At 44.8% G+C, this 22,807-nt stretch carries 21 protein-coding genes; 11 read left to right on the forward strand and 10 right to left on the reverse strand.

The window, feature by feature from the left end:
- The first annotated feature begins 184 nt into the window (after positions 1–184).
- Both H5647_RS09185 and H5647_RS09190 read left to right on the forward strand, forming a co-directional pair.
- Positions 185–661 (forward strand): hypothetical protein, encoded by a 477-nt coding sequence (locus tag H5647_RS09185; protein ID WP_162926347.1) that lies wholly within the window; start codon positions 185–187, stop codon positions 659–661.
- A gap of 148 nt (positions 662–809) precedes the next feature.
- Positions 810–1,277, forward strand: a complete 468-nt coding sequence (locus tag H5647_RS09190) for a hypothetical protein (RefSeq protein ID WP_045858004.1) — start codon at positions 810–812, stop codon at positions 1,275–1,277.
- 240 nt (positions 1,278–1,517) lie between these two features.
- On the opposite strand, the gene H5647_RS09195 is transcribed toward H5647_RS09190, so the two are convergent.
- Positions 1,518–2,588 carry an IS91 family transposase gene (locus H5647_RS09195; protein WP_052691964.1) on the reverse strand — a complete coding sequence of 357 codons (1,071 nt, stop codon included), beginning with the start codon at positions 2,586–2,588 and terminating at the stop codon, positions 1,518–1,520.
- On the reverse strand, positions 2,585–3,487 hold the full coding sequence (locus H5647_RS09200) for a tyrosine-type recombinase/integrase (protein WP_045858005.1): 903 nt from the start codon (positions 3,485–3,487) through the stop codon (positions 2,585–2,587). Before H5647_RS09200 ends, H5647_RS09195 begins: the two co-directional genes overlap by 4 nt.
- Positions 3,488–3,720: 233 nt before the next feature.
- Between H5647_RS09200 and H5647_RS09205 the strand changes: the two genes are divergently transcribed.
- From H5647_RS09205 to H5647_RS09220, 4 genes are all read left to right on the forward strand, one after another.
- Positions 3,721–4,659 (forward strand): hypothetical protein, encoded by a 939-nt coding sequence (locus H5647_RS09205; protein ID WP_052691965.1) that lies wholly within the window; start codon positions 3,721–3,723, stop codon positions 4,657–4,659.
- Positions 4,660–4,806: 147 nt separating this feature from the next.
- Positions 4,807–5,430 (forward strand): hypothetical protein, encoded by a 624-nt coding sequence (locus tag H5647_RS09210; RefSeq protein ID WP_052691966.1) that lies wholly within the window; start codon positions 4,807–4,809, stop codon positions 5,428–5,430.
- Positions 5,431–6,063: 633 nt separating this feature from the next.
- Entirely contained in the window at positions 6,064–7,431 is a 1,368-nt protein-coding gene (gene ltrA, locus H5647_RS09215; RefSeq protein ID WP_082087015.1) for a group II intron reverse transcriptase/maturase, read from the forward strand.
- A gap of 148 nt (positions 7,432–7,579) precedes the next feature.
- Positions 7,580–8,713, forward strand: a complete 1,134-nt coding sequence (locus tag H5647_RS09220; protein WP_045858006.1) for a serine hydrolase domain-containing protein — start codon at positions 7,580–7,582, stop codon at positions 8,711–8,713.
- A gap of 85 nt (positions 8,714–8,798) precedes the next feature.
- On the opposite strand, the gene H5647_RS09225 is transcribed toward H5647_RS09220, so the two are convergent.
- Positions 8,799–9,749 carry an IS30 family transposase gene (locus tag H5647_RS09225; protein WP_045858007.1) on the reverse strand — a complete coding sequence of 317 codons (951 nt, stop codon included), beginning with the start codon at positions 9,747–9,749 and terminating at the stop codon, positions 8,799–8,801.
- A gap of 131 nt (positions 9,750–9,880) precedes the next feature.
- Between H5647_RS09225 and H5647_RS09230 the strand changes: the two genes are divergently transcribed.
- The 3 genes from H5647_RS09230 to H5647_RS09240 all read left to right on the forward strand — a co-directional run bounded on the left by H5647_RS09230 (position 9,881) and on the right by H5647_RS09240 (position 12,589).
- Positions 9,881–10,351: a hypothetical protein gene (locus tag H5647_RS09230; RefSeq protein WP_045858008.1), complete on the forward strand. Its 471-nt coding sequence runs from the start codon at positions 9,881–9,883 to the stop codon at positions 10,349–10,351.
- A 144-nt stretch (positions 10,352–10,495) separates the two neighbouring features.
- Positions 10,496–11,275: a prolipoprotein diacylglyceryl transferase gene (gene lgt / locus H5647_RS09235; RefSeq protein ID WP_045858010.1), complete on the forward strand. Its 780-nt coding sequence runs from the start codon at positions 10,496–10,498 to the stop codon at positions 11,273–11,275.
- Positions 11,276–11,347: 72 nt separating this feature from the next.
- Positions 11,348–12,589 (forward strand): hypothetical protein, encoded by a 1,242-nt coding sequence (locus tag H5647_RS09240; protein WP_045858012.1) that lies wholly within the window; start codon positions 11,348–11,350, stop codon positions 12,587–12,589.
- 292 nt (positions 12,590–12,881) lie between these two features.
- Here H5647_RS09240 and H5647_RS09245 read toward each other — a convergent pair whose 3' ends face one another.
- From H5647_RS09245 to H5647_RS09275, 7 genes are all read right to left on the reverse strand, one after another.
- Positions 12,882–14,624, reverse strand: a complete 1,743-nt coding sequence (locus H5647_RS09245) for an alpha-amylase family glycosyl hydrolase (RefSeq protein ID WP_045858014.1) — start codon at positions 14,622–14,624, stop codon at positions 12,882–12,884.
- A gap of 52 nt (positions 14,625–14,676) precedes the next feature.
- The gene (locus tag H5647_RS09250) at positions 14,677–15,900 is read right to left on the reverse strand and encodes a glycosyltransferase family protein (RefSeq protein WP_045858016.1); all 1,224 of its coding nucleotides are present in this window, start codon (positions 15,898–15,900) and stop codon (positions 14,677–14,679) included.
- Positions 15,901–15,921: 21 nt separating this feature from the next.
- Positions 15,922–16,758 (reverse strand): HAD-IIB family hydrolase, encoded by an 837-nt coding sequence (locus H5647_RS09255; protein ID WP_045858018.1) that lies wholly within the window; start codon positions 16,756–16,758, stop codon positions 15,922–15,924.
- Complete coding sequence (locus tag H5647_RS09260; RefSeq protein WP_236074849.1) at positions 16,755–17,666, reverse strand: phosphoribulokinase; 912 nt, start codon at positions 17,664–17,666, stop codon at positions 16,755–16,757. Before H5647_RS09260 ends, H5647_RS09255 begins: the two co-directional genes overlap by 4 nt.
- A gap of 278 nt (positions 17,667–17,944) precedes the next feature.
- On the reverse strand, positions 17,945–18,394 hold the full coding sequence (locus H5647_RS09265; RefSeq protein WP_045858021.1) for a GatB/YqeY domain-containing protein: 450 nt from the start codon (positions 18,392–18,394) through the stop codon (positions 17,945–17,947).
- Positions 18,395–18,477: 83 nt separating this feature from the next.
- Positions 18,478–18,693, reverse strand: a complete 216-nt coding sequence (gene rpsU, locus H5647_RS09270) for a 30S ribosomal protein S21 (protein WP_015817302.1) — start codon at positions 18,691–18,693, stop codon at positions 18,478–18,480.
- Positions 18,694–18,884: 191 nt separating this feature from the next.
- The gene (locus H5647_RS09275; protein ID WP_045858023.1) at positions 18,885–19,880 is read right to left on the reverse strand and encodes a 2-hydroxyacid dehydrogenase; all 996 of its coding nucleotides are present in this window, start codon (positions 19,878–19,880) and stop codon (positions 18,885–18,887) included.
- 227 nt (positions 19,881–20,107) lie between these two features.
- Here H5647_RS09275 and H5647_RS09280 point away from each other — a divergent pair, with 227 nt between their 5' ends.
- Together H5647_RS09280 and tsaD are read left to right on the forward strand one after the other, a co-directional pair.
- Positions 20,108–21,730, forward strand: a complete 1,623-nt coding sequence (locus H5647_RS09280) for an L-lactate permease (RefSeq protein WP_045858025.1) — start codon at positions 20,108–20,110, stop codon at positions 21,728–21,730.
- A 50-nt stretch (positions 21,731–21,780) separates the two neighbouring features.
- Positions 21,781–22,806, forward strand: a complete 1,026-nt coding sequence (tsaD, locus tag H5647_RS09285) for a tRNA (adenosine(37)-N6)-threonylcarbamoyltransferase complex transferase subunit TsaD (RefSeq protein ID WP_045858026.1) — start codon at positions 21,781–21,783, stop codon at positions 22,804–22,806.
- Position 22,807 lies beyond the last annotated feature (1 nt).

The raw sequence follows: 22,807 nt of genomic DNA on the forward strand, positions 1-22,807 counted from the left end.
GTCGAGAAAAACCATGAGTATCCCAGTTCACCCTATATAAAGGAAGATGCAGGCGTGTTGCACTTACTTTGCGAATTCGGCAAATGTAACAAATCGCTGCACTCGGACGCATATTGCTACGCTCGTTTTTATGTATGTCGCGGTGCTCCATTTTACATAAAAACGCTCTCCGCAATATGCGCCGGTGAGCTCGGCGTTAGGGCTCCCAATGCTTGAAGATCTCAATAAATTCTCAAAGAAAATAGCAGCTCAAGTATTTGATAAGTTTCCTCAATGGGAAAGTCTTGCGGGCATCAGAGAAGATGATGGTGAAAAAGTTTTACCAATTAAGGTTACTCCGCCTACCGGAGATACGGAGTGCCCTTTAAGCATTGATACTATCCAAGATGAGGTAACGGTAGCATTTGATGCATATCACGCGCATTTCTGGGACTTCGAAAACCCGGAAGGAGGCGATGCATTGTCCTTCATTAATTTACTATTGTCGGATGAGTATGCAGTCGTAAGCTATTGGCGTGATGACAGATGGTGTGGCTCTACGCTTTTACATGAAAGTGAATTTCCATCCGAAAATACGGAGTACCCTTACGCCAATGCTATAAAAATTAGGTCTTGGTCAGGGAGTCACAATAATGACATTCGGTGTACCCCTAAAGATTAAGGCCCTAACAAGGCCAGTCAGCCTCGCCCACGTTGTGGGCTGGACAGCTTACACTCCGCACCTTTTGTGTTCGCTTCGCTCATTGTTTCACAAAAGGTGCTCCATGTAAGCTGCCGCTGCTGGCGGCGTTATACACCAAGGAGTCCGAGTGAAAGTTAAGTTGATCTTTATCATGCTAATAGCACTGTCAGGATGTGATCAGGCCCCTTTATCAGTACGAACTTTTGCAAATGGAAATTTTGAAAATGGTGTCGTAGTGGCTGAAATGGAGTATCTACTACGAGAAGGAAAATACTGTAGCTATATTTTAGTTGGTGATAGAGAGAAAGATTCCAAAGCATCTATTGATAAATATCAAGGAAAAATCTCACTGAAGTACCAAGTTGAAATTCCAGATATGGAACTTGTAGAAGAAATTGATCTTGGTGAGTTTCGCCAAAAAGATTATGGGTTCTTATATGAAGGCGGTTTTTCATCTCACCAATTTACGCTAAATGTAGATAATATTCCTAGCTATAGAGCGAACGTAAAAACAACTTTAACTGTTCATGGAGAAAAAGAGTTACTTGAATCTGGTGAGTTCGGAATTCATTTCTCTGAGTGGCAGTGTAAATAGTGTATAACAAATAAGGATATGTCGCGCTTGCCGCGACATATCTCATTGTTGAACAAGCCCGTGGTCGAGCTCTTTATTAGTAAATAAGTCGATAGGAGGTGTTTGTAATAGTGCCGGTTTTTGTCGGCACTATTTTTGTTGGGCGAACAGAGTCCTCACCCAGTAGGTGATTAAAAATCACTGCGTCATCGTGTTGTGGTTCTCCTATTTAAATGGCTTTTTTGTTACTTTATTCGTGCGCTAGCTTGGGGATGGTTTAAGCCAGTGCCTACCTATTACATTCATTATTGAATGACACTTGGGGCACATCATTCGCTTTTTCATTTGAGGCTCTTTCTGTGTGGTGTTCTCAATATCCACTTTTAGTATCCACTGAACAATGCGCAATATACGCTTGGCGTTTCCATGTAAGAAACCGTAGTCGCGCGCTCGCCTAAACCCTTTGGGTAATACGTGTTGAAGCAAAAGATACAAAAAATCTTCGCCCAGTAGCGTGCGGGTTTTTCTTATCTTTGTTTTGCTATCGATGTATTGAAACGTAATGTGGGTGCCGTCGTCGGCAACGATATTGGTGTTGGCGATTACTCCGCGGTATAAGTACCGCGATAAGTATTGCAGCGCCTCTTTACCTCGTCCGACCTTAGTGCACTGAACAATCCATTTCTTAGGTGATTTATGAGGTGGTAGCCCCGCATCATTGAGTGCCTTTAAAAAGACTCCTCGGAATACCTTGGCGAGGGCTCGGCCGTTAAATAGGTATTTGCCTTTTAGCTTGCGCCATTCCTTTCGGCGGCGGTGCAGGCCACCACCAGGAATGACAATATGAACGTGAGGGTGGTAGTCGAGGCGTCGTGAGTGAGTATGCAATACTGCGCACATGCCCAGTTCTGCCTCAAAGCCTCGCTTATTTAGCCCGAATGTCTTTAGAGTCTTCGTCGCCGATTCGAGTAAAAGCCTGTATACCGTTTTACGATGGGCTTTTGATAGGGCTCTTAACTCGCTTGGCAACGTAAAGGTCGCCATGTAGTAATCTACGGGCAGCTGTTTTTGTAATTGCCGTTCAAGCCAGTCTTGAGTGCTGCCATATTGGCATTGATTACAGGCCCTATGCCCGCATGATTGCGGAATGTTTTGGCTGTAGGGGCAAGAAGAACAGGTTGTGCCTAGTTCGCCATACTGCCCTTTACGACAACCGGTTATGGCGTTCAAGGCCGACCATTGATCTTTGTTAATCTTGGATCTATAGCGAGACTCAAAACGGGTTCGATACTTTTCAGTGATAGCTTGTAGGGTGTGCGCTGGCGTACTCATGCTTGGCCCCACAAAATACGCAGCTTGTTCATGAGTGCGTTGATGCGTTTGCCCGCATTAACGTCTGTGTGATTGGATAGCTGTGTATACAAGGCTGTAGTCTTTGGGCATTCGTGCCCCATTTCATGCTGAATAGAGCGTAGGCCTACACCGGCTTCTGTCAATAGCGTACCGTAGCAGTGCCGCAAGCTATGAATGGTGATCGCTTTACTAATACCTACGTCTTTTACAATGGCCTTAAAAGACTTCTGAAGACCGCCTCGGTCCATGGCGGCTGTTGCTGTATGCCGCTCCTGAGCGTCGCGTCCACGCGGAAATAGGAACCTAGGGTGGCGGTGTGTTGCCCAGTAAGCGCGTAAGGTCTGTAGTGTTGACTGCGGCAAGGTGACGTAGCGATCTTTCTTACCTTTAGCGCATCGAACGTGAATCTTCATACGCTCACTATCAATATCGCCAACCTGAAGGTTCAGGGCTTCAGCAAGACGAAGCCCCATACTAAACGAAGTAAAGATAAAGGCCTGAAAGCGTAACTCCCGGGTACCATTCAGTAGGCGTTCGAGTTCTTTTAGCGTTAACACATCGGGAAGGGTTTTGACTTTAGGTGGCCGAACAATCTCGACCCAGTTCCACTCTTTTTTGAGTACGTACTTATAGAAGAATTGGAGGCCATTGCGATCGACTTTGACGGTAGACCATGAGTGGGTGCGAACAAGGGATTCGAAATAGGCTTCGAAGTGTTCTTGGGTAAGGGTATCAGGCGGGCAGTCGAAAAACGCTGTAATACGCCTAAGGGCGCGAGAATAAACATCGATAGTTGTATCGGCTTTGCCTTGCCGTTTCAATGCGCTAACATGCTTGCGGTACAGTGAATCGAATCGTTTTTGCTGTGTTTTGTTCATTAGATATTCCTCTCGTTAACGAGCGGGCTTGCTCGGAGAGGAATTATCTAATACATAAGGATTTTAACTTTGCCGCGTAGCGGCTTCGTTCAACAAGCGCTTCCAGTCTGACGCCAAAACCTCCGCGTTTTTGTGTTACTCGCTGCGCTCAAATATTAACACAAAAACACTCCGGCTTTGGCGCAGCTGAAGCGGGCGTTATGCATGCCCTCCATTGAATATTGAGTTAAACCATGACTTTAGTAATTGCTGGTCACAATCTAGAAAAAAAATACTCTTATGCTTCTGCATGGACGAATGATAAGGCGAAACTCAATCAATCCGGTCTATTTGTCGCAACTGATTCGGCCATAACTAAACCGCTATCCCATGGTTATAAAACATTATTGGGCGGCTTCAAAAAAACGTACTCAATTCCTATAAAGATCTTTGAGCCGCATTTTTTGGGGGAGTATTTCCATAGCTATATTAACCCTTGTTATGAAGGGTTATGTTTTATCGCTATTGCAGGGAGCACCTTAACTGCACAACATGTCATGAACAGCATTAATGAACACCTTGGCAATCTTCGGGTAACGCATGTTAGAGATCGATTTGGTTTGGGAAAGTACACTGTAATTAGGCATTGCCAAAAGAACCCCATAGAGGAAAGAGCTGGAATTGATCAATGGGACGAGGATATGTTTCTGTCTTCCGATATTGAGCCCATAATCACCGCTGACGTAATTATAAACAATATTGAATACTCAATCCTTGAGTCTTTGACCTCCGCTAAGCGCTATCAATTAGATCAAGATGATTTTAACTCTATGTATACAGAGTTTGCAGCGGGTGCTTACTGTCCGGTTTCAAAAATACATAAACTATACACGTTCCGAATGAAGCAGGAGTTAAACAACGAGGGAATATACGAAATTGGTCTAGTAAAAGAAGAAATACCGTGGAATAAAGTCGCAGTGTTAGGAATGAGAAGCACCTTTGAGCAACGAGCTCAAGAAGTTATAAATGAGTGCATTACAAATAATGAGCCTCCAGCTGAACATTTATTCAATTTTTTAAATGAAGCAATCGACGAAGTAATGGACAGTGGTAATGGTGAAATTGGTAGGCCAAGTGTGCTTAAACTATTCAATCAAAATGAATTTAAGAAGGTAAAGTTTACCAAAGCATAATGCATAACAAAGCCATCATGCACCGCCAGCAAGCTGGCTGGACAAACTTTTCGTCGCTTGTTTAGCGCTTTAACGCTACGCTAGCGCAAAACAATCAACAAAAATTTTGCCGCATATGGCAGGCGTTAGGGCCACGAAGGAGAGTCTATGAGTTTCACGGAAGTAGTAGAAATTGGCGGGGCAGTATTAGTATCAATAGGTGGTGCCGGTGCTATTTTGATGGGCCTTTCTTCCTGGCTTGGTAAGGTTTGGGCCTCAAAAATATTAGAAGAAGATAAGAATAAATACCAAATCGCATTGGAACAGCTTAAGTCTCAATATCAACTCGATGTAGAAAAAAACAAGTCAGTATTCCTACGCTACTCAGAATCACAATTCAACTTATACAATAGTGTTTGGGTTGCGCTATGCGATCTAGAAAAATCAGCAGATCAATTGTGGGCAGCTGCTACAAGAGCATATGTCAGGAACTTTGCTAAATCATTGAGTGACGCAAAATATGAAGTTAGAAAAGGCGCTCTGATAATAGAAGAGCTGCACTACAATAGACTCATTGAACTATTTACTGAGTTTGAACAATTCGAATTTGGAAAATCTAAGCTTCTACAGCTTAGAAGAGAGCGTGAACGATTAGACAATCTCAGTGAAGATGAAATTCGATGGGTAATTGACCAAAATGGTCAAATTCGTCAAAGATTTAAAGTGCTCTTATCCGAAGTAAAAAACCAGTTCAGTGCTCAACTTCGTGGGGATTATTTAAATCAGCCCTAACAAAAACATCAACTACGCGCCTACGGCGCCGGACGCTCGTACCTCGCGCCGGTTATGTTGGCGTTAGAGCGTCAAGTTTAATCTTGATGCATCTTGCAGGGTGCAAGTCCCTGTCGGGCAAGACCTAACCAGTCACCCGTATCGAGTGTTGCGCCTGTGGCGGAAGGCGGGAAGAAAAATGTATTTTTTTTTTCTCAAGAGCTTGAACAAAACAGGTGAAGCGTACACAGAGAAATGTATAGGCCGTAGGGGTCACGCAGACCCTTAGAACTGGCATAGCAGACAGCTTCGAAATGAAAGTTGGGGTCGGCGAGGGGTTTAACGCCCGCCGAAGTCTACACAGAAGCATCCGTAACGGGTAAGGATGTGGAGGGCCTCCGGAGTCAAAAGGTTGTGGCATGTACATAGAGATGCATTTGAGAACTTGAGAGATCCATTTATTCCCCTTATGACATTAATTCCGATAACTGAATTGCTAGAGACACGAAGCGCTGTGGAAACAGGACTACGCTGGTGCTTGGAATTAATTAAACTGCGTAAGGAAAGTTGCGAGTTCTGTAAAAGGAATAGCGACCGATGGTTAAGTGGAAGTCGGATCAACCATAGTACTCTGAGGTTGGGAGAGCCAACTACATGGGGAAGGATTTGACGGGAGTACGTAGCTTGCAAAGGTCACTCATACCCGACGCTGAAGATTGGGAATACTTAGAGCTTCCCTCACTGCGAGGAATAGCCAAGAAAGCAAAGCAAGAACCAGAGTATCGCTTTCGAGATTTGTCGCGCTGCTTAGATAAAGAACATCTAGCGCACGCATTTGGTCGCATGAACAAGAAGGCAGCCCCTGGAGTGGACAACGTCACCTACCAGGACTATCAGAAACATTTTGATAGCAACACTGACGACTTAATTGAGCGATTAAAAAGACAGAGCTACAAAGCGAGGCTGGTGAAAAGGAAACACATACCTAAAGCACCTGGAAAAACGAGGCCCTTAGGGCTTCCTGTGTTGGAGGACAAGCTTCTTCAGACCGCAGGGAGTTATTTATTGGGAGCAATATACGAGCAAGACTTCTATGACTTTAGTTATGGCTATCGACCCAACCGCGATGCACGTCGAGCGGCTGATGACCTAGCCGTCAGACTCCAGTTTGGACGTATTAAATATATCGTAGAGGCGGATATAAAAGGATTTTTCAATCATATTGATCATGATATCTTACTTGAATTTATTGCAAAACGCGTGGATGACAAACGATTTTTACGTTTGATATCCAAGTGGCTGAAAGCCGGTATATTAGAAGAAGATGGTGAAGTGGTGGTGCCTGAAGAGGGGACACCGCAAGGGGGAAGTATCTCACCGATACTCGCCAACATCTATCTTCACAACGTAATCGATGAGTGGTTTGAAGAAGAAGTAAAGCCCCGATGCGACGGCGATGTATTTATCTGCCGGTACGCAGATGATTTTGTCTGTGGTTTTCAGTACAAAAGCGACGCAGAGAAGTTCTACGAGGTTTTGCCAAAGAGGTTGACGAAGTATAACCTTGAGGTGGCCGAAGAGAAAACAAACTGTATCCGGTTCAGTCGATTTAATCCAACGATGGAGAGCGCATTCACCTTCCTGAGTTTTGACTTCTATTGGGAGAAAGACAAAGGTGGAGAGGCGCGATTGTTCCGTCGAACAGCAAGAAAAAAGTTACACACTACGAAAGCAAGCTACAGTGAATTTATTAAAAAGTTTCGACATATGAAAACGTCGGAGTTAATGGATTTACTGACAGTGAAGCTACGAGGGCACAATAATTATTTTGGTGCAGTCGGGAACTTCTATAGCCTGTACTCGGTATACGATCACGTAGTAAAATTGCTGTACAAATGGTTAAATCGGCGTAGCGGAAGGAAAAGTATCACGTGGGCCAATCTTAAGCGGCTTATTAAATACCGATCGCTCGCGTTTCCTCAGTGCAAACAAAGACAAACGGATAAACGGGTATGGATGTAATGATGGAAGCTATGCACTGCGAGAGCGAGTACAACCGAGGAGCCGGATGCGGGAAAACCGCACGTCCGGATCTGCATGGGGGGTTCTATGTAAATGGGATTCCTACCATAACTGCGTCAAACAAACTATTAGATTATGGAGTGGTCTCATGAATAAAAGAAAAAACAGTAAAGTGGCTATCAAATTAATAGGAGCTATTTGTTCATTTTTTATCGCTCACTTCGCGTACGCATCAAATGATACAAAGCCTGACGCTTCTATTTACGTAGATTCACTAGAAAACTACGTTAAAGAAATCTCGGCACCGTCTCTTCCAGGGTTTTCATACTTAATTTCGAAGCACGGAAAAATCATTTCAAAAGGCAGCTTTGGTTTAGCTGATGTGGAAAAGGGTATTAAAAACAGTGAGGATACTGTTTACAGAGTCGCCTCAATCACCAAACAATTCACCGCTGTATCTGTGTTAATTCTTGCTAATGAAGGAAAGTTGTCAATAGGCGATAAGCTGAGTAAGTTTTTTCCAAATCTACCAAATTCGTCGAAGATAACTATTCTAAACTTGCTAACTCATACTTCGGGGATGTGGGATCAGGAAAGAGATGAAGATTTTCCATTCCCTATTGATCAATATGTAGAGCCTCAAGAGCACCTGTCGTATATATCTAAAAAAGGCGTTTTTTTCGAACCTGGTAAGGAGTGGCGGTATAGCAGCAATGGTTACTTTGTTCTAGGGCTAATCGTTGAAAAGGTGAGTGGCCAGTCGCTCGATTCCTTTATGAGAGAGAGAATATTCTCACCTCTTAAAATGAATAATACGGGGCTTTACGCTAACCGATCTGAGAACCCATCAATTGCAGTAGGTTATGGGCTTAAAAACGAAAAGCCATATAGGGAGATAGATACAAATATGAAAACCTATAATGGTGCTGCTGCCCTTTGCTCAACAGTAAATGACCTTTTTATATGGAACGAAGCGCTTCATAACGGTAAGGTTTTACCCGAAGAGACTTACAAGGAGTTCATTGAACCCTATAAATTTGATAATGGCTTCGTGCCTTCCGTCAAGTATGGATTCGGAGTTGGAGCGGAAATAGTGGGGGGGCATCTAACCTTGGGGCACCCAGGTCAGCTAAAGGGGTTTCAGTCAGACATTTTGAGATTGCCTAGCGAAGAGGTTAACGTTATTTTTCTATCAAATCTTAATGGATACCAATTTCCGGTCAAATGGCGCGTCACTGATAAACTAATTAAAGCCCTTTACGGTGGCGTTGAAAAAGATTAATTATAAGTTCGACCTGAGTAGCTATAAGAATTTAGTAGCTCCGACAAAACCGCCTAGTATCAACTTTGAACCGCGACAATAATAGTTAAAGTCCATAAAACATTTCCTCTGGTGTTCTGAAATCAAATCGTTTTCTTGGCCGCTGATTCAGTTTCAATGCAATTTGGTCACATTGTTGCTGAGTTAGTGATGCCATGCTTATAGTCTTGGGAAGGTATTGCCTTATTAGCCCATTAATATTTTCATTGCTTCCTCGCTCCCATGAGTGGTATGGATTCGCGAAATAAAACGTAACGTTATGACGCTGTTCGATTTTTTCGTATTGATGAAACTCGGTACCGTTATCAGCGGTAATTGTTTTTACCTGATTAACCTGTTTTTTGATTAGCTGAATAACTTTTCGATTTAACTCGTCAGTCGTACGGTTCCTAATTTTGCCAATGATCGTGTATTTACTTTTTCGATCAACTAACGTGACAATTGAATGTTGATCGCGTGAACCATGAACGGTATCAATTTCGAAATGACCGATTCGGCTCTTATTTTCTGCCCCTAGAGGTCGCTCAGAGATATGGGCCTTATTGGCTAAAACGCCTCTAGAGTCAGGGCTTCTATATCTTTTTCGGCGTTTCTTGCTTGATTGACGTAAGTGCTTATAGAGATCCCCTGAATAAAACATGTTGTACCAAATATAGCGATAAATGGTCGAATGGCTGATTGATAATATATTGCACTTCTTAAGCCACAAGGAAACTTGTTCTGGACTCCAATCGAGGCGTATTAAGGCGATGACCATCTGAAGCTCGGTATCATTGAATTGCCATTTACGACGAGACTCCCTCCGTATTCGAGAGGTACGTTTTACTGCTCGCGCTGCGCAGTATTTACCGTCTGGGCGACGATTTCGTTTTAACTCTCTGGAGATCGTGCAAGGATCGCGGCCTAAGGCCCGTGCAATATAGGCTTGAGATTTACGTTGCTTTAAATAGGCCGCTATAGTATATCTTTCATCAGTGGTGAGCTGGTGGTACATCATGAGGTTCCTCTTCTTGCCGGTCGAGAAAAACCATGAGTATCCCAGTTCACCCTATATGAAGTAAGATGCAGGCGTGTTGCACTTACTTTGCGAATTCGGCCTTTTCCATACTTGTAAGTGAGAATTAATTAATGAAATATATTTTTTTGGTGGTTTTTGTTTTTGTAGTCTCTTCCTGTGGCACTCTTCATCAAACAATCCCAGATGGGTATGCGGGGAATACGGCAACCATTGTGGACTCTTATTCAAACTTCATACAGAATAAAGCTGATTACTTTGTTCTGACAAAAGTTGATGGAAAATTGATTGAAGATAGTTGGCGTAAAACAAGATCAAATCATTATGGTCGAGGATCGGTTTTTACCCCTAGTATTGTTAGCAGAGAGGTCTTACCCGTAAAGCAAAGGTTTACATTAGAAGGGCTAGTATACTATCCAACCGATGGGCAAGCGTTGTTTGGCGACAGCATGAAAATAGAAAAGAACATTGTGTTTACTCCTGTAGCAGGAGAGACATATTTTGTTAAGGGAGCTCTTAGCAGTGGCGGCTCAATGGTCTGGCTTGAGGACTCCAAAGGGAATATGGTTTTTGATGGCCAGTAAAAATATAGAGCTAACAAGGTTATCAAATTCCCCCGTAAGCTGTCTTGGTTTTTGAAAAAATACGCAAAAACACAAGCCATCTTACTCCGGCAATTGTTACTGGCGTTATAAGCTCTCGAACTGCTTAAGGAAATCAATAAGTTTATGATTTGGAACTTCGACCCAGTATTATTTTCATATGGACCGATATCCATCCATTGGTATGGGGCTATATTTGCGTTTGCCATTACGGCTGGTTTTCTAATCGCTAAAAATATGTTCAGAATTGAAAACCGACCTCAACAAAATCTAGATAACCTTCTAGTCTATGTTGTGGCTGGAGTTATAATTGGAGCTAGACTGGCACATTGTTTTTTCTATGATCCACAGTACTATCTAAGCAATCCTGTCAAAATACTTACGATATGGGAAGGTGGGCTGGCAAGCCACGGAGGTGGTTTGGGAGCGATAACTGGAATACTTGTGTACTCCAAAAAGTACAAAGTTTCATTCATTTGGTTGCTAGATAGAATTGTTATTCCAGCGGCTCTATTCGGTTTTTTCGTTAGGATCGCAAACTTCCTAAATTCAGAAGTAGTTGGTTCCAAGTTAGTTGCGCCATGGGCTATAACCTTTGAGAAACTTGATGGCATTCCTCGGCATCCCGCTCAATTGTACGAAGCGACGGGATATCTAATGATATTTCTATTACTATTTTTCTTATATACAAAGACCAAGATAAGGGTTTATCCCGGTGCAATCGCTGGGGGCTTTCTCACTATGACCTTTACAGTGCGTTTCTTTGTTGAGTTTGTTAAGGAGCCCCAAGCATCCTATTCATTGGATTTCAGTTTAAACACCGGTCAAATTCTTAGCCTACCTTTTATGGTAATAGGTGCTGTCGTTCTAATATCAACGGGGCTTCGTGCTAGAAATGGCTTATAACAAACAAATCTTGCGGATCGGTTCCCTTTCGCTTCCCTTCTGTCGCCCGAAAATTTGGGCGTTAGGCATTCCATGATCAAAAACATATTACTAGAAAATCTAAGTCAGCCTGAAGTTCTGGAAGAGGCTTATCATTCTTCACCTCAAGAATTTGAGTCGCAACTTAAAGAAGCGCTTGAGAATAACTATGACTCGGAGACCCTAAGGGTCTGGGATGCTAGGCTGTCCTATTTTCCTCCTGTGTTACCGCAACGGATTTCTGTTGGTTTGCTAGTCCTTTTTTGTCTTGTTGCGGTCTGCTTTGCAAAACTACCGTCTTTTCTACCTATCGATGGCGATTGGTTTTACCCGCGATTTATTCCAATAGTGGTTATTAGCGCTGTAATTTCATATTTTATTAAAACCACTGAATCTAGTAGTAAAGTTTTTAAGGTTGTCATAGTTGGAATATCCGCTAGTTCCATTTATTTGGCTATTCTCCCTGAGAGTAAAGGCTCTGCCTCTATAACAATGGCGTTAGTTCACTTACCGATGTTTTCTTTATCTCTAATGGCTGCTAGCTTTATGGGTGATAATTGGAGGAGTGTAGAATCTAGGTTGAATTTCATTAGGTACTTGGGTGAAATGGGAATATATTCCATTTTAATTTTATTGGGTGGTATGGTTTTAACCGGCATTACGTTGGGTCTATTCTCTTTAATAGGGTTATCCATAGAGCAGTGGTACATGGAGTATGTTGTTGTGCTCGGTCTTATTTCAACGCCTCTAGTTGCAACATACTTATTTGACTCAATTCAAAAGAGACAAGGTAAATTCGCATCAATATTGTCAAATGTGTTTTCACCGCTGTTCCTAATTACAGTTATCGCATACCTGTTAGCTACCCTATATCAAGGTAAAAGCCCATTCACAGATAGAGAGTTTCTTATTACCTTTAATGGACTTCTTGTTGTGATTTTAGCTTTGACAATTCTTTCAATTTCTGGAAAAAAGAGAGCTGTAGGAGCCACAGGATCTGATTATATTAATGTCTCGTTAATAGGCGCCACTCTTTTAGTCAATGTCGTAGCGCTGTCAGCGATATTATTCAGATGGGCAGAGTATGGGATAACTGTAAATAGGGTGGTAGTGGCTGGTGCAAATCTCCTTATATTTATCCATCTTATATTACTATTAAGCGAGTACATCGGTCATATTAGGCGGGGAAATGGTTTGGGTAAACTTGAAGTTGTAGTCGCAAAATACCTTCCGGTATATACGCTATGGTCACTTATAGTCGCAGTATTATTGCCTATGGTGTTTTGGTTTAAGTAAATAGCCTAACGCCCGTTTGCATTTGAGCGCTTTTAGCTCTGGCCAAAAAAGACCGGCCTCCACCAAAATAGCCAAATGAAACGGGCTTTAGGGTTGCGCAATTGGACAGCGAGCACTTCGTTTTGTCTGCCGTTTATAGCGGAGTCCATACATCGCTTACGATAGATTAGCGGTTAAAGCTGTAAGTGAGGCTTTGTAGAATCCCGTTGTTTTTAATGGTGAAGTCATACCCCTTATAAAAGATTTGAGGAAAGTACATTTCAACGGTAGATTGTAATAATGTGCCATTGTTTTAAAGTGGTTTGTTGGTAAGCCACACAAAACCATAAGGCGGTAATTGCACGTCGTCGTGTAAATTGGTAAATATTTTTCCGCTATTTAGATCTGTCCATTCGTCGAGGCTGATGAGGTTGATGCTCGACAGGGGTATGGCGATGGTGTTACTACTGATGTTATGAATGCAAAAAATGCTTTGTTCTCGTTTTAAGCTTTGGCGCCAGAAAGCGAAAATGTCATCACCTAGGTGTAAGGTGAATTGCGTTGCGTTTGGATGAAATGCAGGTTGTTTAATTCTCACCGAAATGAGCGCTTTCATTTTAGTAAATACTGTCGAGTGATGGCTGTAGCCATCGTCGAGTTTCTCGCTTATCTCGTTGATGTTCCATTTGTAGCGGTTGATGGTGCGATTGTGATTTGTTAGCTGCACACCCTCGGTATAATTATTCGTGCCCAATAGACTGTGGATGTAAATAGCGGGCACACCTTCTAGCGATAGCATAATCGCATGGGCACATAAAAATCGTTCTATTTGCCATTTGTCTGGCCCGTTTATTGTTCCTTCTAAGGCATCAAAAAGCGTTACATTTATTTCGTAAGGCTTGCTTCTACCACCTTCGGTTGCACGCCACGACACTCTTGCCCCAAAGCCTTGTAAAGCATTAACCATTTCGTCGATGTCTGTCTCACTTAATAATCCCTCGGCTGGTCGTAGGCCAATGCCATCGTGGGAGGCAATAAAGTTTAAGTAAAACGTACCCATTTGCGCGGGCGGCATACTCATTTGCCATTTTTTTAGGTGTGTACCGTTACCGGTTAGCAGGGCGTGCAATAGAAGTGGTGGGAGCGAAAAGTTGTACACCGCGTGCGCTTCGTTCGCATTGCCAAAATAAGACAGGTTTTCATGGTTTGGTATGTTGGTTTCGGTAATGATAATGGCGTTGGGTGAATGGTGTTCTATAAGGGTACGAAAAAGGCGTACGAGTTCATGGGTTTTGGGGTGGTTAATGCTCTCGGTACCGATCTCTTTCCATAAAAACGCAACGGCGTCTAATCGAAAGGTGCGTACACCACGGTCTAGGTACAGTTTAATAATGTTTACCATTTCACATAAAACATTGGTGTTGGCAAAATTTAAATCGACTTGATCGTGACTAAAGGTGCACCAGACGTGACGTTTTCCGTCGAGGGTTTCCACTTCACGCAATAGCGGCGAGGTACGTGGGCGAACGACTTGGCTTAAGTCTGTTTCGGGGTCGGCTTCAATAAAATAATCTATGCCGGGCGATTTTCGCTGTTTATAGTTGTCGAACCAGCGGCTTCTACTGGAGCAATGGTTGACGACAAGATCTGACATTAAATTATAGTCTGCGCCGATTTTTTCGATATGAGACCAATCACCCAAAGAGTCGTTTACTTGGGTGTAATCTATTACGGAGAAGCCATCGTCTGAGCTGTAGGGGAAAAACGGCAAGATATGTATACCGTTTATGGTCCCTTTTAATCGTTCATCCATAAAATGGTGCAGTGTATGAAGAGGCTCTTCATCATCGTTTCGCAAAGAGTCGCCATAAGTAATCATGAAAACATCCGACTGATTCCACGAGTTTTCGTGAAGACCTGGTTTCAGGCAGTCTTCGTCTAGCGCCATGATGTGGATGAGTTTTTTGGCAAGCGCCTTACTGGCGTTGTCTTCATAAATAAGTGACAGATGGCTTTCTACCAGAAAATACAGTTCTTTTTGTAACGACGGGTTCATTCTAGAATCGCTCTCTTTTTACTGAGTAAAGTGGCCCAATTGTGATGGTTTATTATTCGCTATATTCGGCCATATCGTCGGCAACGGCTTTATTAATATCGGCTAAAACGTTAGGTATGGCACTGGTCACACGGTTCCAGCAGGGCATAAAAGGTTTTTCCATTGGGTTGTCTAGAAATTTGTGTCCGGCGGTAAGAATGTTTTTTGCAAACATTTCGACGGCTTTTTCTTCTGAGTGTATGTCGAGTTTTAATCCGTTCATACGTGCGTCGTTGTCGTAGGTCTCGACGAAATCTAAGGCGATACGAAAGTAAGTGGCTTTAATGGAGCGGAAGGTTTCGGAGTTGAATACAACGCCGTTTGTGGCGAGTTTTCTAAACAGTGCCTTAGCGATATCGATGGACATTTTGGAGAGGCCACGGGCGGCATCTTCCGGCGATAATTCTTGGTGTTTATGGTCGTAATTGTCGGCAATATCGGCCTGACATAAACGGTTGTTGGCAAAGTTGCGGTGTACTTCTGAGAGCACGCCGATTTCTAATCCCCAGTCGCTGGGTATTCGAATATCACTGATCACATCGGCACGAAATGAGAACTCTCCTGCTAGGGGGTAACGGAAACTGTCTATGTAGTCGAGATAATCGTGTTGGCCTAGTGTTTTTTTAAGTGCGCGTATGAGCGGGGTAACGAGTAGGCGGCTTACGCGGCCGTGAATTTTTCCACTCGCGACGCGGGCGTAATAGCCTTTACAGAATTCGTAGTTGAATGCTGGGTTGGCGACAGGGTAGATGAGCCTAGCGAGCAGGCTGCGGTCGTAGGTGACGATATCGCAATCGTGCAGGGCGATTGATTCGGCGCGGCCTCCTGAGAGTACATAACCAAGGCAAAACCAAACATTGCGGCCTTTCCCCGGCTCTAGCGGTGATAAGCCTTCGTCTTTTAGTCGTTGGTCGATTGCGCGCAGGCGGGGGCCGTCGTTCCAGAGAACTTTGAAGTTTTGGTTGAGTGGTTTAAAGAATTTCAGTGCGTATCGATACTCTTCTTCCGTTGCTTGATCTAGCCCGATAACAATTTCATCAAGATAATCAACTTTACTAAGTTCGTTAACGATATTTGGCAGCGCATCACCTTCCAGCTCAGAAAACAGCGAGGGCAGTACGAGGCTCATTGGGCGGCTTTTTGAAAAGCTGCGTAGCTCGTCTTCCATTGCTTCGATAGGGCGTTGGTGTAGGTTGTGCAATGTTGTGATTATGCCGTTCTGATGAAAGTCAGCCATGAATAATTCCTTGTCTATTTTTTATTGGATAAGTGTACTAATAGCTTCGTGCCAGCCAATAGGCCCGTAGCCTTGTGTGTGCAGGGCCTTGCCAAGCGGTGCAATGGTGGGGTAATCGTGAGTAGGTGAACGCACAACGACGGCATAATCGGCGATATTCAGCATGTCGATATCATTCGGGCCGTCTCCCAATGCTATTAATTTTGTTGGTAGATTGTTTATTGATTGCTGAAAGTCGCGGCACCAGGCAATAGCTTTGCCTTTGTCTGTTTGCCCGAGTACATGTACGAACCGCCCACCTTTAATCACGTGCAGGTTCCGAGATTGTAGGCGCTCAACAAACCGTTGGTAGTGTGTCTGTGTATCGTTCCACAGTAAGGGCTCCGAAAAACGTCTTTTCAGTGCGAGCGCGGCGTTGTTTTGCGTTAGGCCGGTAACCTCAACGACACGCTCAACACTCATGTCGGTAAAGCTTTCAAACTGCCATTGGGTGGCGTCTCTCACCGCTTGCAGCTCCCCGTAGAGGCGCGAACGCTGACATCCCAGTGTGTACTGCCAAAAAGAGTCTACGGAGCTGCTGCCAGCAGGGGCTTTGGGGTATTGGCTTTTGGGCAGAAATACCGCCGAGCCGTTTTCGACGATAAATGGCGATGTGAGAGACATTGCTTGTTGAAGCGCTACGACTTCTTCGTAGGTCTTGCTGGTGTTGATGATAACGGGAATATTAAGTGTGGCGAGCCGTTGTAGTGAGGGTAGAGCGGCTTCCCATTGATAGGTGTAATGGTCGAGTAGCGTACCGTCGAGATCGGTGGACACGACATAGGTTGGCTGATTGGGCTTGGCGGTAACCGTCTTCATGGTGTGTCCTTTTCGGTAAGCGCAATAATCGAATGCTGTGCGTCTAGGCTTAATGTCCAATCGGCCTGCTTAGGTAACGTGTTTAGTGCGTGCTCGGTGAGGCGCTGATAGTGTGAAATAAAGCGTTCAATGTCTTTAGGGCTTTGAATGTTACTGTGTTTACGCTTCTCGGGTGTTGAGAGTAGCCATTTTTGTTTTAGCTTTTGTTCTTGTAATAAGCGCCATTGAAAGACACAGTCAAAAGAGGGAGCTTTTAATACGGCAAGGTAATCGATTAATTTAAATAAAGTCGCGTATTGATCGGCGAGCTGTGAATTTACATAGTGCCGCCATACCCCAGTGGGGTCTTCATTGGCTTCGAGTGTGTTTATGGGGTTTACAAGTTCAGGTTCGGCTTCGGCAGACAGCCCCACGCACCAGCCTTCCAGAATGATAATATCAATGGGGCCGTTTAGGTGCGTCCAATACTCTTTGCTGGCTCTATCATCTGTGGCCTTATCAAAGCGAACGAGGCTACACGATTCACCCGTTGTAAGCGTTTGAAGTTGCTGAAGTGTGTTCTTTGCGAGCGCTAGATCATGCGTACCGGGAACGCCTCGAGTGGCGAGTAGTGGGTGCACTGTTTTGGCGAGAGATTGACGTTGGGCACGAGTGAGATAAAAGTCGTCAATGGATAGCACTGCGCATCGCATCTGGCATGAATGTTCAAGAATAAGACGAAGGAAGTCTGCAAGGGTGCTTTTACCGCTACCTTGTGTGCCTTGTATACCCAATATCAGTGGCGAGTGCTGGGCATTCGCTTTTGCGGCGATTTTGCCAGCTAATGGTTGGTACCAATGTTCAACGGTTTGTTTAAACTCCGGCGGAAGGCCGTGGGCTTGAATGGCGTCATCGATATAAGTTTGCACTATTTTTATGCCTTGCCTTATGGGTGACCCAATATGGGGCGCAAGTAATCACCTGCATGGTGCGGTTTTGTCGAGTATAGAGAGCGCTACAGTAGGTTTAATAGTTTAAGAGCAATTTTCGCACCAGTTTTGGGTTTTTTGGTGCTGGGGAACGATATTAAATTACGTGGTGGGGTTTTTAAACGTGTAGGGGTTTTCCGGAAATAAAATACCGGAGAGTGTATAGCGTATGGGAAGGGGAAAGGAGCTATATGAGTGGCTGTACGAGAACTACTTGATTAACCCAGCAGTGTTTTAACGAGTTTGCTGACTTCACCCATATCTGCGCGGCCCTGCATTTGAGGCTTCACAATGGCCATGACTTTACCCATGTCCCGCATAGATTCTGCACCGGTTTCGGCGATAGCGCTTTTGAGCAAGGACGTAATTTCGTCTTCCGAAAGAGCGGAGGGCAAATATTCCTGAATAACGCTTATTTCGTAGCTTTCCGTGTCGGCAAGCTCTTGACGACCCGCTTCTACGTACTGGCTAACGGAGTCTCTACGTTGTTTGACCTGTTTATCGAGCACAGCAAGTACGCGCGCATCGTCTAGCTCGACACGTTCATCGACCTCGATACGTTTAAATTCCGACATAAGAATACGCAAAACACCAAGACGTGGTTTATCCTTGGCGCGCATAGCATCTTTTACGGCTTGCGAGATACGATTTTTTGTGTCACTGGCCACGGTAGAGTCCCGTTTTATAGTCAATCCAATAAGGTGGCTTAAAACCACCGTTGCTGAGCTGCAATAGCAGCTGTAGCAGGATCTTAGTACAGGCGCTGAAACTTGCGGTTTTCGCGCTGAACTTTTTTCGCGTGACGCTTAACAGCTGCAGCAGCTTTACGCTTACGTACAGAAGTAGGCTTCTCGTAAAATTCGCGACGACGTACTTCGGCGAGTACACCGGCTTTCTCACAAGAGCGCTTGAAGCGACGCAAAGCAAAATCGAATGGTTCGTTTTCTTTCAGTTTTACTGAAGGCATATTTTTACCTGTTTTGTTTTCAATTATCCGATGCAGCCACATGCCTAGGCACACCAGTTCTAAGGGTGCGAGATTCTAAACACTTAGGCTTGTGCCTGCAAGGGCTTTTTGTGTGAATTTCAGGCCTGTTGGGCCTTTCGTTTTTTGGGGTTCGACTTTGGCGCCATGAGGGCCATTTGTCACGCGGTAACCTAGGTTTTAACCAAGCACATTTTATCGAGCTCACCTTTATCGAAGTGAAGGATGTTATTGAGTGTTACTTCGGCAATGGCTTGTAAGGCTTCATGTGTAAAGAACGCTTGGTGGCCCGTAATTACAACGTTTTTAAACGTTGTGAGGCGGGCGAAAATGTCGTCCTGTAATACTTGGTTAGAGTAGTTTTCGAAAAATAGGTTGGCCTCTTCTTCATAAACATCTAGCCCTAAGTAGCCTACTTGCCCGTTTTTTAGGGCTTTAATGATGGCCGGTGTATCGATTAACCCGCCGCGGCTGGTATTAATAAGCATTACGCCCTTTTTCATTTGGCTGAGCGTATTGCTATTAATAATGTGGTAGGTAGAGCGTACGAGCGGACAGTGCAGCGAAATAATGTCTGATTCGGCCCATACTTGTTCGAGGCTGACGAGCTCTACGCCGGTTTCAACGAGTGCCTCGGAGGGCATGGGATCGAAACAGATAACGCGACAACCAAACCCTTTCATTATGCGAATTATTGACTGCCCTATGCGGCCGCCGCCTACGATAGCAACAGTTTTGCCGTATAAATCGAAACCCATTAAACCGCTAAGTGAGTAGTCGTTCTCTCTAATGCGTGAAAACGCACGGTGGATATTGCGGTTTAAGTCCAAAATTAGTGCCGCTGCGTGCTCTGCGACAGCATTAGGAGAGTATTCAGGTACGCGTGCGACGGGTAGGTTGTGTTTAGCACAGGCATCAAGGTCGACGTTATTAAAGCCTGCGCAGCGCATAGCAACCAGTTTTACACCGTTTTCCTGCAGTTGGGCGGCAACGGCGGTATCGATCACGTCGTTCACAAAGCAGCAGACTATGTCGAAGCCTTTGGTGAGGGCAACGGTTTGAGCGGTCAGTTGGGGTTCAAGGAATGTGAGCTCCAAGCCAGTTTCTGTATTTGCGCTGGTGAGATGTTCTTCGTCGTAAGGTTTGGAGCTGAAAACCGCTACTTTCATTTGTTTGTCTCGTACTCAATTAGCTTTGTAGGGAAAGGAGGGGGAGTATACATTCAGTTAGGCCTCAACCGCACTAGGGTAAGGCCGAGAGATTTCCCTTATTTTTGATAAGGAAATTTACCTTGCGATAGTTTAGTCTATGCGCCTTTACTTTGGTGGGGATTCGGGCGATTAATCGCACTGGAACCCGCTCTTTGATTTGCTCCGAATGCGAGATTGTTGTTCCTATGTTTCAGTTGTTTTCTGCTTATTTTCCGATTGTGTTGCTCATCTACCTCATGACGAAAAAAAATAGCTTGCCATCTTTTCGCGCGCTACCTCTTTCTGCCTTGGTACTTTATAGCTTAATGTTGGTGGTTTTTGAGCGTGACCCAAACCAAGTGCATGCCGTAATCGTTGATGGCTTGTTGGTCGCGTGGACCCCCATTTTAATCATTGCGGGTGCTATTTTTTTATTCCGAACAATGGAAGCGACAGGCGCGTTAGCGATTATTCGCACTGGGCTTAATAGTATTTCCAACAACGCTATAGCCCAACTAATGATAGTGGGCTGGGCGTTTCAGTTTTTAATAGAGGGAGCCAGTGGTTTTGGCACACCTGCAGCATTGGCGGGGCCTGTATTGGTGGGGCTGGGTTTTCCCGCTGTTCGGGTGGCCATTTTCTGTTTGATTCTCAATAGTGTGCCCGTATCTTTTGGAGCGGTAGGAACCCCCACATGGTTCGGTCTTTCCGCCGTTTCATTAAGCGAGCTTGAGCTGGCGCAGGTAGGCATTAAATCGGCTTGGTTGAACAGTATCGCGGCACTATTCATAGTGCTCGTTGCCTTGATGTTTATTGTCGATCGTCGAAAAATCATGGGCAATATTGTCTTTATCGTACTCAGTGTACTGTGCTGCGTTACACCTTATGTCGCGATTGCTTATAGTAGTTATGAGTTTCCGGCGTTATTGGGGGGCGGTATTGGGTTGATCTTGACGATACTCTTAGCGCGATGGGGGATAGGGCTTGAAAAAACGCCAAGTGATGGCCGTCAAATTGACGATGAGGCCGTGGATCGTGCGACAGATGCTCAGAACGCGCCACGTGTATCGGTTAAAGCGCTAGTGAAGGCTACCTTTCCCCTATGGGGAACGGTTTTGTTATTAATTATTACGCGGGTTCCTCAGCTGGGTATAAAGCCTTTGTTGTTGTTAAAAGAGCCCGTGTTAAGCGTAGGCCTTGGTAGTTTGGGCGATTTGTCCGTAAGTGCAGCACTAGTGGTTTCGCTCACGAATATTTTTAATACGTCTGAATCGTGGAGTCATAGTTTTCTATATGTTCCGTCGTTGCTTCCTTTTGGTGTTATCGCTCTTTTAACCCTGCAGCTATTTAAAGACGGTAGTACGCGCACTGTTGTTAAAGAGACGGTCGAGCAAATGAAAACGCCGGTTGTTGCTTTATTGGGTGCGTTGGTGTTTGTAAATTTAATGATGATGGGTGGCGAGCAGTCGGCGGTTGCGTTAATTGGGTCGCATCTAGCGGAGATTACCGGTAGCAATTGGCAGTTTTTTGCGGCATTCCTCGGCGCCTTGGGCTCGTTTTTTTCGGGCTCGGCCACTATATCCAATTTAACGTTTGCCGGTATTCAAGATTCAATTGCGCTAGACCTCGCCCTTAATCGAACAACCATTTTGGCGCTGCAGTCGGCGGGCGGTGCTATGGGTAATATGGTGTGCATTAACAATATTGTTGCTGTTGCTTCTGTACTCGCGCTCGGTGATAAAGAAGGTTATATCCTAAAACGTACCGCCATCGCTATGCTTGTTTACGGTGTTGTGATTGGTGTGGCTGGCGTTGTAATTTTTGGCTAAGGTCTATGGCCCTGCAGTATTGGGGTTTATTGTTCAGTAAGAGATGAAACATGCGTGTATTAGGAATTGAAACATCCTGTGATGAAACCGGTGTAGCGGTCTATGACAGTGAGGCCGGCTTACTTGGGCACGACCTTTACAGTCAAATTGAGCTACATGCCGAGTATGGTGGCGTCGTACCTGAGCTAGCATCCCGCGATCATATTCGTAAGCTTATCCCACTTATCGATAGCATTCTTGATCGTACGGACTCCCAAAATAAGATCGATGCTATTGCCTACACGTGCGGGCCAGGTTTAATCGGTGCGTTGTTGGTGGGGGGGTGCGTGGGGCGCTCATTGGCTTACGCATGGAACGTGCCGGCAATTGGTGTGCATCATATGGAAGGGCATCTATTAGCGCCCCTACTCGAAGACAACCCGCCGGACTTCCCCTTTGTTGCGCTACTGGTCAGTGGCGGGCATACGCAGTTAGTGGAGGTTAAAGGAATTGGTGAGTACACCTTGTTGGGGGAGTCTCTCGACGATGCCGCCGGAGAGGCGTTCGACAAAGCCGCGAAGATGATGGATTTGGATTATCCCGGTGGGCCTCATATAGCACGCTTAGCAGAAAAGGGTACGCCGGGGCGATTTAAGTTTCCGCGCCCTATGACGGATAGGCCCGGTCTAGACTTTAGTTTTAGTGGTTTGAAAACGTTTACGTTAAACACCGTAACGAAGCATGCTCAGGCCGACGGGTTGCCCGATGATCAAACCTGTGCCGATATAGCCTTTGCTTTTCAGGAAGCCGTGGTTGATACACTCGCCATTAAATGTCGGCGAGCCTTGCAGCAATGTAATATGAATACGCTGATTATTGCGGGCGGGGTGTCTGCGAATAATCGTTTGCGCGAGCGATTGGAAGAAGCATTGGCAAAAATTAATAGCCGAGTATTTTATGCGCGCCATGAATTTTGCACCGATAATGGCGCAATGATCGCGTTTGCGGGATGTCAGCGTTTAGTCGCAGGCCAAAAAACGGGGTTAGCGGTTGATGTCATGCCTCGCTGGCCGTTAGATACTTTGGAGTCTCTGTAGT

Origin of the sequence: Teredinibacter purpureus (genome assembly GCF_014217335.1) — a bacterium.
GTDB lineage: Bacteria > Pseudomonadota > Gammaproteobacteria > Pseudomonadales > Cellvibrionaceae > Teredinibacter > Teredinibacter purpureus.